General features: G+C 74.2%; 11 protein-coding genes and 1 pseudogene. 7 read left to right on the top strand and 5 right to left on the bottom strand.

The genetic code is table 11. The features are described from left to right. Positions 1-207 precede the first annotated feature (207 nt). Together ACIQUT_RS04605 and ACIQUT_RS04600 are read left to right on the top strand one after the other, a co-directional pair. The gene (locus ACIQUT_RS04605; RefSeq protein ID WP_403559175.1) at positions 208-903 is read left to right on the top strand and encodes an alpha/beta fold hydrolase; all 696 of its coding nucleotides are present in this window, start codon (positions 208-210) and stop codon (positions 901-903) included. 66 nt (positions 904-969) lie between these two features. Next, the gene (locus ACIQUT_RS04600; protein WP_403559172.1) at positions 970-2,412 is read left to right on the top strand and encodes an amidase; all 1,443 of its coding nucleotides are present in this window, start codon (positions 970-972) and stop codon (positions 2,410-2,412) included. Here ACIQUT_RS04600 and ACIQUT_RS04595 read toward each other — a convergent pair. Then, complete coding sequence (locus ACIQUT_RS04595; protein WP_403559169.1) at positions 2,402-3,247, bottom strand: TIGR02452 family protein; 846 nt, start codon at positions 3,245-3,247, stop codon at positions 2,402-2,404. The two genes, ACIQUT_RS04600 and ACIQUT_RS04595, sit on opposite strands and share 11 nt — an antisense overlap. 131 nt (positions 3,248-3,378) lie before the next feature. Between ACIQUT_RS04595 and egtA the strand changes: the two genes are divergently transcribed. Genes egtA through egtD form a run of 4 tightly spaced genes read left to right on the top strand, consistent with a single transcriptional unit; the run spans position 3,379 to position 7,911 of the window. Next, a complete protein-coding gene (egtA, locus tag ACIQUT_RS04590; protein ID WP_403559166.1) occupies positions 3,379-4,761 on the top strand; it encodes an ergothioneine biosynthesis glutamate--cysteine ligase EgtA in 1,383 nt (460 codons plus the stop codon). Then, positions 4,758-6,110, top strand: coding sequence for an ergothioneine biosynthesis protein EgtB (gene egtB, locus ACIQUT_RS04585; protein ID WP_403559163.1), 1,353 nt, complete (start codon positions 4,758-4,760; stop codon positions 6,108-6,110). The genes egtA and egtB overlap by 4 nt, the downstream gene beginning before the upstream one ends. Further along, positions 6,110-6,868, top strand: a complete 759-nt coding sequence (gene egtC / locus ACIQUT_RS04580) for an ergothioneine biosynthesis protein EgtC (protein WP_403559160.1) — start codon at positions 6,110-6,112, stop codon at positions 6,866-6,868. Before egtB ends, egtC begins: the two co-directional genes overlap by 1 nt. Continuing rightward, positions 6,865-7,911: an L-histidine N(alpha)-methyltransferase gene (gene egtD / locus ACIQUT_RS04575; protein WP_403559157.1), complete on the top strand. Its 1,047-nt coding sequence runs from the start codon at positions 6,865-6,867 to the stop codon at positions 7,909-7,911. Before egtC ends, egtD begins: the two co-directional genes overlap by 4 nt. A 239-nt stretch (positions 7,912-8,150) precedes the next feature. Here the strand turns inward: egtD and ACIQUT_RS04570 are convergent. From ACIQUT_RS04570 to ACIQUT_RS04560, 3 genes and pseudogenes are all read right to left on the bottom strand, one after another. Continuing rightward, positions 8,151-8,678, bottom strand: a pseudogene (locus tag ACIQUT_RS04570) (lysophospholipid acyltransferase family protein); the annotation flags it as partial. Then, positions 8,675-9,526 (bottom strand): GNAT family N-acetyltransferase, encoded by an 852-nt coding sequence (locus tag ACIQUT_RS04565; RefSeq protein WP_403559154.1) that lies wholly within the window; start codon positions 9,524-9,526, stop codon positions 8,675-8,677. The gene ACIQUT_RS04565 and the pseudogene ACIQUT_RS04570, both read right to left, overlap by 4 nt. 134 nt (positions 9,527-9,660) lie before the next feature. Beyond that, positions 9,661-10,923, bottom strand: coding sequence for an extracellular solute-binding protein (locus ACIQUT_RS04560; protein WP_403559151.1), 1,263 nt, complete (start codon positions 10,921-10,923; stop codon positions 9,661-9,663). A 165-nt stretch (positions 10,924-11,088) separates the two neighbouring features. Here ACIQUT_RS04560 and ACIQUT_RS04555 point away from each other — a divergent pair, with 165 nt between their 5' ends. Next, the gene (locus ACIQUT_RS04555; RefSeq protein ID WP_403559148.1) at positions 11,089-11,304 is read left to right on the top strand and encodes a dodecin; all 216 of its coding nucleotides are present in this window, start codon (positions 11,089-11,091) and stop codon (positions 11,302-11,304) included. Positions 11,305-11,487: 183 nt separating this feature from the next. Here ACIQUT_RS04555 and ACIQUT_RS04550 read toward each other — a convergent pair whose 3' ends face one another. Continuing rightward, positions 11,488-11,982, bottom strand: coding sequence for an HAD family acid phosphatase (locus tag ACIQUT_RS04550; protein ID WP_403559146.1), 495 nt, complete (start codon positions 11,980-11,982; stop codon positions 11,488-11,490). Positions 11,983-12,060: the final 78 nt, after the last annotated feature.

Below are 12,060 nucleotides of genomic sequence, written 5' to 3'. Positions count from 1 at the left end.
GGCTCTGGCGCGATCACGCCCCTCGCCGGCGGGGGGTGGCGACAATGCCGCTGTACCGCACACCCGTTCGCGGGGTCGGCGGGCAGGACGGGTCGGCGACCACCGCCCCGGCTCGGGGACCGAAGGAACGGCGAGCACGGCGCGCACGGCAAGACGGCAAGCACGCGGTATTCACGACAAGCACGGGAAGCGAAAGGAATCGGCGCAATGCAGCTGCACACCCGCACCTGGGGCGAGGGCGACCGGCTGGCCCTGCTCATCCACGGCATCATGTCCGACCACCGGACGTGGCGGCGCGTCGGGCCCGCCCTTGCCGAACGCGGCTACCGGGTCATGGCCGTCGACCTGCGCGGGCACGGCGCCAGCGGGCGCGGCGAGTACAGCCCCGCCCTCTTCGCGGACGATGTCGTCGAGACCCTGCCCACCGGGGCGGAACTCGCCATCGGCCACTCGCTCGGCGGGCTGACGCTGTCCCTGGCCGTGGACCGGCTCAGGCCGCAGCGGGCGGTCTACTCCGATCCTGCGTGGGGGCTGGCGAGTGCCGTGCGGGGGGTCAGCCCGGACTTCCTCCGGCAGTTCAAGCACGCGGGCAGGGAGCAGGTGAGGGCGCTCAACCCGCGCTGGGCGGACGAGGACGTCGACATCGAGCTCGAAACGCTCGCCGTGTGGGACGAGGCGACGGTCCCGGGCCTGGCCCCGCTCGTCGACGCGGAGCTGCTGCCGGACGCGCCGGCGGTTCCTTCGCTGGTGCAGCTCGCCGATCCCAGTCTGTTCCTGTCGGCGGAGCAGGTGGCGGAGCTCGAAAAGCGCGGTTTCGAGACGCGTACGGTCGCGGGCGCCGGACACACCGTCCACCGCGACGACTTCGCGGGATTCATGGCGTCGCTGGAGGGATGGGTCTAGGGAATCACCGGCCCGTGGCGTTACCGTCGGTTCTACTGATCGGTAACGGGGAGGGGTTGAGGGGCCATGGCCGTCTCATCGGGTACGCAGGCACCGACCGCCGGCCTGGCGGCCATGGCGCGGGATCTGGCCGAAGGGCGCACCTCCTCAAGGGAGTTGACCGAGCGGGCGCTGGAGCGGATCGCCGCCGCCCAGCCCCGTCTGAACGCCTTCCGCATCGTCCGCGCCGAGGCCGCGCCGGCCGAGGCGGACGCCGCGGACCGGCGGCTGGCCGCCGGCGAGCGGCTGCCGCTGCTCGGTGTGCCGGTGGCCGTCAAGGACGACATGGACGTGGCCGGCGAGCCGACCGCGTTCGGCTGCGCCGGGGACTTCCCGCCGAAGGCCGCCGACGGCGAGGCGGTACGCAGGCTGCGTGCGGCCGGCGCGGTCATCGTGGGCAAGACCCACACCCCGGAGCTGGGGCAGTGGCCGTTCACCGAGGGGCACGCCTTCGGCGCGACCCGCAACCCGTGGAACCCGGACCACACGCCCGGCGGCTCCTCCGGCGGTTCGGCGGCCGCCGTCGCCGCGGGCCTGGTCCCGGCGGCACTCGGCTCCGACGGGGCGGGGTCGGTACGGATCCCGGCGGCCTGGACGCACCTGGTCGGGGTCAAGCCCCAGCGCGGCCGCATCTCCACCTGGCCGGAGCCGGAGTCCTTCCACGGGCTCACCGTGAACGGCGTACTGGCCCGCACGGTCGCCGACGCCGCCCTGCTCCTCGACGCGGCCGGCGGCCCGCACCCCGGCGACCGGCACCGCCCGGCCCCGATCCCGGCGGTCGAGGCCGCCCGCCGCACCCCGCGGCGGCTGCGGATCGCCCTGTCGTTCGGGATGGCCTTCACCGCCACCCCGAAGTCCCTCGACCCGGAGATCCGTTCGGCGGTGGAGCGGCTCGCAGGGCGGCTGGAGTCCCTGGGCCACGAGGTGGTCCCGGAGGACCCGCGGTACGGCCAGATCGGCCTGACCTTCGTCCCCCGGGCCACCGGGGGCGTACGGGACTGGGCCTCCCGCGTGCCCGACACCGGGCTGCTGGACCCCCGCACGCACGGGGCGATGCGCACGGGCCGGATCCTGGGCGGGCTGCCGCTGCGCGTGTCGCGGCGGGCGGAGTCGTACCTGCGGTGGCGGATCGGCGAGGTCTTCGGCCGGTTCGACGTGGTCCTGACCCCGACCACGGCCGCAGCGCCGCTGCGGATCGGGGCCCTGGCCGGCCTGGGCGCGATGGCCACGGACCGGGCGATGATCGCCGCCTGCCCGTACGCCTGGACGTGGAACGTCCTGGGCTGGCCCGGGGTGAACGTCCCGGCGGGATTCACGTCCTCGGCCCTGCCGATCGGAGCCCAGCTCCTGGGTCCGGAGTCCTCGGAGCCCCTCCTCCTGAGCCTGGCCGCCCAACTGGAGGCGGAGGAGCAGTGGGAGCGCCGGTGGCCGGGGGATGCGGTCCGGGGCGGGGCCCTCGTCACCGGCTGAGGGCGGCACCCCCGCCCGCGAAGGCCCGTTCGAAGGCCTCCCGCGGCGCCGGGTCGCGGTCCAGGACGGCGAAGACCACCCGTTCGAAGATTCCGGCGAATCGGGCCGCCAGGAGCCCCCGGAAGGCTTCCGCCACCTCCGCCGGGTCGTTGCGGAACACCCCGCACCCCCACGCGCCCAGCACCAGCCGCGGGTACCCGTGCAGGGCCGCCGTTTCCAGGACGCGCTCCGCGCGCCGGGCCAGGGCGGGCGGGATCTCGGCGGCGCGCTCCGGCTCCTGGCGGCGGATCGTGCCGGCGTTCGGGGCGGGCGAGGTGAGGAAGCCGGCCCGGAAGGGCTCCTCCAGGAGTTCGCCGCGGTCGTCACGGAAGACGGGTACCCCGGGCGAGTGAATCACCCGGTCGGTGTAGAAGGTGCTGCGTTCCGCGCGGTGGACCTCGTAGTACTCCGGGGCCTGGAGCAGCGTCTCGTACAGGGCGGACGCCCGGCACAGGGCCTCCTCCTGCGCTTTGGCTCCACGGACGTAGCCGCCCCCGGGGTTCCGGGCCGAGGCGAAGTTCAGGACGGCCACCGTGCCCGGGCCGGGGGCGTCCGCGGCGAGCCTACGGGCTGCGACCGTGCTGCTCTCCCCCGTCACCTCGATGGCCGTGTGGTGCCCCCCGGCGGGAAGTTGCCCGTCTGGAATGACCTGGTTCGGCCCATATATCCTGGTCCCTGCCCTGGCCTCCGCCAGGGCGGCGGCCAGGGAAACATGCCGCCCCGACCGCGTCCGGTAGCCGCCGGACGCCAGGATCGTCGCGTTCTCCCGCGCGATCTCGCGCAATCTGCTGCTCATCGGGCCATCATCAGTCGCAATTTGGCGCTGACACCACTCACTTTTGCGCAAACACGACCGGATTCGGCTCTTCAGCCCGACAAGGACGGGTAGGCATGGTCAGGTCACAGTCCAGGACAGGAGAATCGGCCATGCCCCAGGGCTCATCCGCTCCATCCACTGCATCCGCACCATCCGCTGCGTCCGCATCACCCGCTCCGCCCGCCTCGCCATCCCCCGCTCCCTCCCCCATCACCGAAGCCGCCGCCGAGGACCTCGTCCACGGCATCTGTTTCAAGACGGGCCCGCCGCGCGTCCTCGGCGCCGAGCTCGAATGGCTCGTGATGGACGCCGAGCGGCCCGGTGAGCCGCTTCCCCCCGACCGGCTGACGGCCGCGCACGACGCGGCCCGCGCCCTCCCCCTGCACTCCCGCTTCAGCATCGAACCCGGAGGCCAGCTGGAGCTCAGCTCGGCTCCCGCCGACTCCCTCTCCGCCTGCGTGGACAGCCTGCAGGCCGACCTCACCGCCGTCCGGAGCGCACTGCACTCCCGGGGCCTGGTCCTGCGCGGCATCGGCCGCGACCCCCGCACCCCCGCACGCCGGCTGGTGAGCAGCCCCCGCTACGACGCCATGGAGGCGTACCTCGACCGCTTCGGCCCGGCCGGGCGCGCCATGATGCGCACCTCCGCCTCCGTGCAGGTCTGTGTGGACGCCGGCTACGAGGAGCCTGGCCCGCTCGGCCACGGGCGGCGCTGGCGGCTGGGTCATCTGCTGGGCGCGGTGTTCGTGGCGGCGTTCGCCAACTCCCCCGCGACCGGGGGCCCGTACGCCGGATGGCGGTGTGCCCGTCAGGGCATCTGGCGGGACCTGGACTCCCGGCGGGCGCTCGCCCCGCCGCTGGACGCCGAGCCCCGGCCGGGGTGGGTCCGGCACGCGCTGGACACCGAGGTCATGTGCATGCGGGCGTACGGCGACGGGCCGTGGACGGCACCCCGCGGGATGACGTTCCGCGACTGGCTGCGCGCCGCGTCCCCCTCCCCCGCCCGGTCCCGATCCGCGCAGCCGCCCGGCACGCTGCGGCCGCCGACCGCCGAGGACCTCGCGTACCACCTGACCACGCTGTTCCCCCCGGTGCGCCCGCGCGGCCACCTGGAGCTGCGGATGATCGACGCCCAGCCCGGGGACGACGGCTGGCTCGTACCGGTCGCGGTCGTGCACGCGCTGTTCGACGACCCGGAGGCCGCCGAGACCGGGTACCGGGTGGCGAAGGCGCTCGCCGACCGGCACGGGCCGGTGCGCGCGCCCCGCAATCCGCTGTGGCAGTCGGCGGCCCGCCACGGCCTGGCCGATCCGGAACTGCGGGCGGCGGCCGCCTTCTGTTTCCGGGCCGCGGCCGAGGCGCTGCCCCGGCTCGGGGCGAGCTCGCACGTGCAGGACACGGTGGGCGCCTTCATCGAGCGTTTCGTGCTGCGCGGGCGCTGCCCGGCCGACGAGAACGCGTACCAGCTCACCGGGACGGGGGCCCGCTCATGACCGCAGAATCCTTCGTGTCCGCACACGAACCCCGCGAATCCTTCTCGCCCGGCGAGCCGGCGGACCTCCGCGAGCGGGCGCTGCAGGCCCTGACCGCGGCCCGGATCCGCACGGCCGGGCTGACCGATGCGGTGACCGACGAGGACCTGACGGCCCAGCACTCGCCGCTGATGTCCCCGCTGGTGTGGGACCTCGCGCACATCGGGAACCAGGAGGAGCTGTGGCTGCTGCGCCGGGTCGGCGGCCGTGAGGCCATGCACCCGGAGATCGATCCGCTGTACGACGCGTTCGAGCACCCGCGCTCCGAACGGCCGAAGCTGCCGCTGCTCGGGCCCGCCGAGGCCCGCCGGTACACGGCCGACGTGCGCGGGCGGGTGTTCGACCTGCTGGAGCGGACCCCTCTGGAGGGCAGCGCGCTGCTCGACTCGGGCTTCGCCTTCGGGATGGTCGCGCAGCACGAGCAGCAGCACGACGAGACGATGCTGATCACGCATCAGCTGCGGCGGGGCGCCCCGGTGCTGGCCGCCCCGTACCCGTCCCCGCCGCCGGGGCCGCCGCCGGCGGTGTCCGAGGTGCTGGTTCCGGGCGGCCCGTTCACCATGGGGACCTCGGCGGAGCCGTGGGCGCTGGACAACGAGCGGCCGGCGCACGTCCGGGAGACGGGGCCGTTCTGGATCGACACGGTGCCGGTGACGAACGCCGCGTTCCAGGCGTTCATCGCGGACGGCGGCTATCTCGAAAGCCGCTGGTGGGCGCCGGAGGGCTTCGATCAGATCCGCCGGCACGGGATCGGCGCACCGCTGTTCTGGTACCGGGAGGCCGGCCAGTGGCTGCGCCGCCGGTTCGGGATGACCGAGGCGGTGCCGGAGGAGGAGCCGGTCCTGCACGTGAGCTGGTACGAGGCGGACGCGTACGCGCGCTGGGCGGGCCGGCGGCTGCCGACGGAGGCGGAGTGGGAGAAGGCGGCCCGGCACGATCCGGCGACCGGGCGCTCCACCCGCTACCCGTGGGGGGACGCCGATCCGACGCCCGCACGCGCCAATCTGGGGCAGCGGCACCTGCGTCCGGCACCGTCGGGCAGCTATCCGGCGGGGGCCTCCCCGCTCGGGGTGCGCCAGCTGATCGGTGACGTGTGGGAGTGGACGTCCTCGGACTTCCTGCCGTATCCGGGGTTCCGGGCGTTCCCGTACCGGGAGTACTCGGAGGTGTTCTTCGGGCCGGAGTACAAGGTGCTGCGCGGCGGCTCGTTCGCGGTGGACCCGGTGGCCTGCCGGGGGACGTTCCGCAACTGGGACCTGCCGGTGCGGCGGCAGATCTTCTCCGGTTTCCGGACCGCGAGGGACGCCTGATGTGCCGCCATATCGCCTTCGTGGGGCCCGAGGTGCCCCTGGGGCGGCTGCTGAGCGATCCGGAGTACTCGCTCGTACGGCAGTCGTGGGGGCCGCGGCGGCAGCGCCACGGCACGGTCAACGCCGACGGCTTCGGGGTGGGCTGGTACGCGGAGGGGGATCCGGTGCCGGCCCGCTACCGGCGGGCGGGGCCGATCTGGGGGGACCTGACCTTCGCGGACCTGGCCCGGGTGGTCCGGGCCGGGGCGGCGCTGGCCGCCGTACGGGACGCCACGCTGGCGGGAGCGGAGGGGGAGGCCGCGGCCGCCCCGTTCACGGGCGGGCGGTGGCTGTTCAGCCACAACGGCGCGATACGGGGCTGGCCGGGCACGGCGGCTCCGCTCGCGGCGGCCCTGCCGGCCGGCGAGGTGCTGGGGCTGGCCGCGACGACGGATTCGGCGCTCGTCTGGGCGCTGGTGCTGCACCGGCTGCGCCGGGGGGACGACCTGGGCGCGGCGCTCGCCGAGCCGGTGCGGGAACTCGCGGAGGCCGCGCCGGGTTCCCGGCTGAACCTGCTGCTGACCGACGGCCGGGCGATCGCCGCGACGGCCTGGGGGGACTCGCTGTGGTACCTGGCCGACCCGGCGGCGCAGCGCGTCGTGGTGGCGTCGGAGCCGTATGACGACGATCCGCGCTGGCACGAGGTGCCCGACCGGACCCTGCTGACCGCCCATCGCACCCGGGTCGACCTGACCCCGCTCAAGGAGACCGTTCAGTGAGTGACTTCCAGTTGACCCGCACGCTCGATGACAACGCCGCCGATTCCGCGCTGCGCGAGGACGTGCTGACCGGGCTGACGCGGTCGCCGAAGGTACTGCCGCCCAAGTGGTTCTACGACGCCCGCGGCAGCGAGCTGTTCGACGAGATCACCCGGCTGCCGGAGTACTACCCGACGCGCGCGGAGCGGGAGATCCTGCTGGCGCGGGCCGGGGAGATCGCCGCGGTGAGCGGGGCCCGGACGCTGGTGGAGCTGGGTTCCGGTTCCTCGGACAAGACCCGGCACCTGCTCGCGGCGATGCCCGCGCTGGACACGTACGTCCCGGTCGACGTGAGCGCGAGCGCGCTGGAGGGGGCGGCGCGGATCCTGCAGGAGGAGCATCCGGGGCTGCGGGTGCGCGCCATGGTGGCCGACTTCACCAAGCCGCTGCGGCTGCCGGAGGCGCCCGGGCCGCGGCTGGTGGTGTTCCTCGGGGGGACGATCGGGAACCTGCTGCCGGCGGAGCGGGCGGTGTTCCTGTCGTCCGTACGGGCGATGCTGTCGCCGGGGGACGCGCTGCTGATGGGGACGGACCTGGTGAAGGACGAGTCCGTGCTGGTGGCGGCGTACGACGACGCGCAGGGGGTGACGGCCGAGTTCAACCGGAACGTGCTGGCGGTCATGAACCGGGAGCTGGGTGCGGACTTCCGTGCCGAGGATTTCGCGCACGTCGCCGTGTGGAACCGGGAGCAGGAGTGGATCGAGATGCGGCTGCGGGCCCGGTCGGAGCTGGTGGTGAAGGTCCGGGCCCTGGACCTGCTGGTGCCGTTCGAGGAGGGTGAGGAGATCCTGACGGAGGTGTCCGCGAAGTTCCGTCAGGAGGGCGTACGGAAGGAGCTGGCGGCGGCCGGGCTGGAGCTGACCCGGTGGTGGACGGACGCAGAGGGCCGGTTCGCGCTGTCCCTGTCCGTGGCCGACGGCGGTTTCGGCTGGGCGGGCAGGCCCGGCAGCGGCGAGGAGGCGGTGGGGACGGAGGCAGGGTCGCCCGAGGTGATCGCGGCCTGAGCCGCGGCCGCGAGGTCCCGCCGGTGCCCGTACCGGCCCGGCGGGATCCGCGGCAGCAGCCGCACCTCGGCCCGGACACCGCGGGCGCGGGCGATCCGCCAGAGGGAGGCGGTCAGCGGGTCGTCGCCCACGAAGGAGGCGGCCCCGGCGGTGTCCCCGCCGGGCAGCCGGTAGTCGAGCCGGACCGGCTGGACGGGGACGCGTGCGTCGAGGGCGGACTGGAACGCGGCCCGCCGGAAGGGTCCTCGGGCGCGCCCGCACCAGGTGCTGCCCTCGGGGAAGACGGTGACCCGGTCGCCGGCCAGCAGGGCGCGGGTGAGGGTGGCGACGGTGTCCGGGAGGGCGCGGATCCGGTCGCGTTCGATGAACAGGGTGCCGGCCTGTGCGGCGAGCCGGCCGAGGGCGGGCCAGGCGCGGATGTCGCTCTTGGCGAGCATCCGGGAGGGCAACACGGCCGTGACGAGCGGGATGTCCAGCCAGGAGACGTGGTTGGCGACGACGAGGCGGGCGCCGTCCGAGCCCGCGCTGCCGCGGACGGTGATCCGCAGCCCGAAGGCCCGTACCAGGGCGGCCGACCAGGCCCGGATCGCGGTGTGCCGGGGGCCGGCCGGCAGCAGCCGGACCGGGGGTGCGCCCAGGATTCCGAGGAGGATGAGGGCGGCTGCGGCGGTGAGCCGCAGGACTGCGTGCGGGAGGCCGACGGTGTGCCCGTCGTGGCCGGCGCAGTCCTGCGGGGTGCAGGGCGAGGTGGGCAGCCAGACGCTCATGACGTCGTCGGGGCGAGCGCCAGGAAGTGCTTGAGGTAGCGGGGGTTGGTGCGGCGCAGGGAGAGCAGGACGTACAGGTCGGCGCAGCCGAACTCGGCGTCGTGGGCGGGCTCTCCGCAGACCCAGGCGCCGAGCCGGAGGTAGCCGCGCAGGAGCGGCGGGAGCTGGCTGCGCTCGGGGAAGGCGATGCCCTCGGGGTTCCAGGGGATGTGCGGGGTGACGCGGTACTCTGCGGGGGCGAGGCTGCGGGGCAGGACGTTGTCGCGGGTGGCGGCGGCGAGGACCCCGCCGTCGGCCAGCGGTATCGAACAGCAGCCGGCGAGCCAGTTGTGCCCGGAGCGGTCCATGTAGCGGGCGAGGCCGGCCCAGATCAGGGCGATGGCGGCGCCGTTGCGATGGTCGGGGTGGACGCAGGAGCGGCCGACCTCGACGAGGTCGGGACGGATGGGGACGAGGGCGGAGAGGTCGAACTCGCTCTCGGAGTAGAGGCGTCCGGCGACGGCGGCGCGCTCCGGGGGCAGCAGCCGGTAGGTGGCGACGACCTGTTCGGTCTCCTCCTCGACGACGAGGAGGTGGTCGCAGTAGGCGTCGAAGGCGTCGGAGTCGAGGCCGGGCTCGGGGCCGTCGAGGCGGGCGCCGAGCTCGCCCGCGAAGACCTGGTGGCGCAGCCGCTGGGCGGCGCGCACCTCGTCCTCGTTGCGGGCGAGGCGGACGGCGTACCGGGGCGTGGCGGCGGCTTCGGGGGCTGCTCCGGGGGCGGGGGATGCTCCGGGAGCGGGGGTGAGGAGGGCGGGGGCGGGAGCGGCGATGGGCGGGACGGCGGACGGCGAGAGGGGGGCGATGGTCATGGCGGCTCCTGGTCCGGGCGCGGAGGGCGGGCCGCAGGTGTGGCGGCCCGGCTCCTTTACTTCTTCCGTGACCGGCTGGATTCGACATGACCGCTTCGCGGCCCGTGGATGTGCGGAGTCTGAACTCGCCGGGGTCAGCGGGCGGCGTTCAGTACCCTGCTGATCGACTCGGAGGCGGTCCTGGCGGCCTTCCGGGGGTCCTGGCCGGTGAGGACGGCCGTCATGTAGGGCTTGATCGGGTTGTCCGCCTCGACCTCGGCCCAGCGGGCGGACTTGGGGGTGGCCCGGCCCTGTGCGGCGCCGGCGGCCATGCTCGCGGCACCCTCGTTGCCCTCGACGACGTGCGCGAGGGTGGTCTTGTTCGGCACGTAGCTCATGGTGCGGGCCAGCTCGGTCTGCCACCGCTCGCCGACCAGGTCGGTGATCAGGTCGATGGCGTGGTCGCGCTGCCCGGTCCGCGCGGGGACGATCAGGACGGAGCCGCCGGTGAAGACCGCGCCGGGCCTGTCGGAGGTCTTGCCTGGGACCGGGAAGAAGCCGAGCCTGCCCTTGAGGGCGGGGTTGGCGGCCTCGATGGCCGCGGCCTGGCCGGGCGGGGCGATGATCTGGGCGACCTTGCCCCGGGCGAAGACGTCGGCCTGCGGGGGCGTCTCCTCGTCGGCGTCCTTGGGGCCGTCGCCGAGGGCCTGCAGCCGCTTGTAGAACTCCATGCCGGCCAGGGCCCTGTCGTCGTCGAGGGCGCCGCTCCACTTCCCGTTGCCCTCGGTGGCGAGGTCGCCGCCCTCGTCCCAGACGAACCCGGACAGGACGTACCAGTTCTGGCCGGGGAGGTAGATGCCCTGCTGGTCGCCCTTGTCGAGCTTCTGGGTGGCCTGGAGCCACTCCTGGCGGTTCCTGGGCGGGTTCTTGATCCCGGCGTTGGCGAAGAGGTCCTTGTGGTAGATCACGACGCGGTTGGCCGCGTACCAGGGGACGCCGTACTGGGCGCCGTTGATGCTGCCGGGGTCGGCGAGGCCCTGGAGCCAGTCCTGGTTGCCCCACCTGCGGAGCCCTTCGAGGGTGAGCTCGGACAGGCCGCCGGTCTCGATGTACCGGGCGACCTGGGTGTTGCCGACCTCGATGACGTCGGCGCTCTCGCCGCTCCTGCCGGAGAGCACGGCGTTCACCTTGTCGCCGATGCCCGTCCACTCCTGGATCCTGACGTCGAGGTCGACGCCCGGGTGCTCCTGTTCGAAGGAGGCGGTGAACCGCGCGGTGAAGTCCTCCGATGCGCTGCCCTTCATCAGCCAGAGCGTCACCTTCTGCGGCTCGGGGGCCGCACCTCCCGGGCCGCTGCACCCGGTGAGGGCGGCCGCGGCCGCGAGGGCGGTGCACACGGCGGGGAAACGCGTCTTCACGTGGGGCCACCTTCCGGGGTTGATCGGAGCCGGCTTGAAAATTGGCATAGACCAATGGGCTGGTCAAGGCTCTTTCGCCCGGGAAATGTCGTGGCAAAGTTCGCGGACGCGGACGTACTGGGGCACCGTAGAACACGACAAAGCCCCCACTCTCGGGAGACCTCCATGTCCAACCACACCTACCGGGTGACCGAAATCGTCGGCACGTCCACCGAGGGCATCGATCAGGCCATCCGCAACGGGATCGCCCGGGCCGGCCTCACGCTGCGCAATCTGGACTGGTTCGAGGTCACCCAGATGCGCGGCCACCTGGAGGACGGCCGGATCGCGCACTACCAGGTCGGACTGAAGGTCGGCTTCCGGCTCGACGAGGGGGACTGACCGACCGGCACGCGGCAGGGCCCGGGGGCCAACCCCAGGGCCCTGCGGCACGACGGCCGGGCGGGCCCGGCGGTGCAGCGGCCCGGCGGCTCAGTGGCCCGGCAGCTAGTGGCCCGGCGGTCCGACGGTGCGGCGGCTCAGTGGCCCGGCGGTCCGGCGGCTCGGCGGCTCGGCGGCTCGGGATCAGGTGCGGCCCTCCGTCTCCTGCACGGCCCGGAGCTCCGGTGCGTCCGCCGCCCACGTCGCCGGAACCACCCGGAATCCCGCGGCACGCGCCGCCTGGCACACCAGCTCGTCGTCGTCCACCAGCATCCGCACCTCCCGGCCGCGGGAGATCTGCCGGAGCACCTCCAGCTTGGTCGTACGGGCGGGCCGGCGGTCGCCGTTCCGCCGCATCCACAGCCGCCCCTCGGGCAGCCCGTGCCGGGTCAGCCACTCCACCGTGTCCGCCCGGCACCGTTCCGGACGGCCGGTCAGGTACACGATCTCGCAGTCGGCCGCGCGCTCGACGGCCAGGGCCACCCCGCGCGCGAGCGGCGGATCGGCCGGGGCCGCGGCGAAGAAACCCTCCCAGTCCCGGGGGCGGCGCTCCAGGAAGTGCTGGCGGTGGTCGGTGTCGGCCAGGGTGTTGTCTATGTCGAAGACGGCCAGCTGCCTGCGGTCGGTTCGCTCACTCATACGGGCCACCCTAAGGAGTTGCAGCCCGGTGGCCGGCGGCCGCTCGGCAGTCAGCCGGGCCGGTCGGCCGTCGGCGGG

The organism is Streptomyces sp. NPDC090445 (assembly GCF_044769385.1).
Lineage (GTDB): Bacteria > Actinomycetota > Actinomycetes > Streptomycetales > Streptomycetaceae > Streptomyces.
Note: the sequence above shows the minus strand (reverse complement) of the source record. Positions and strands in the feature narration are given on the sequence as shown.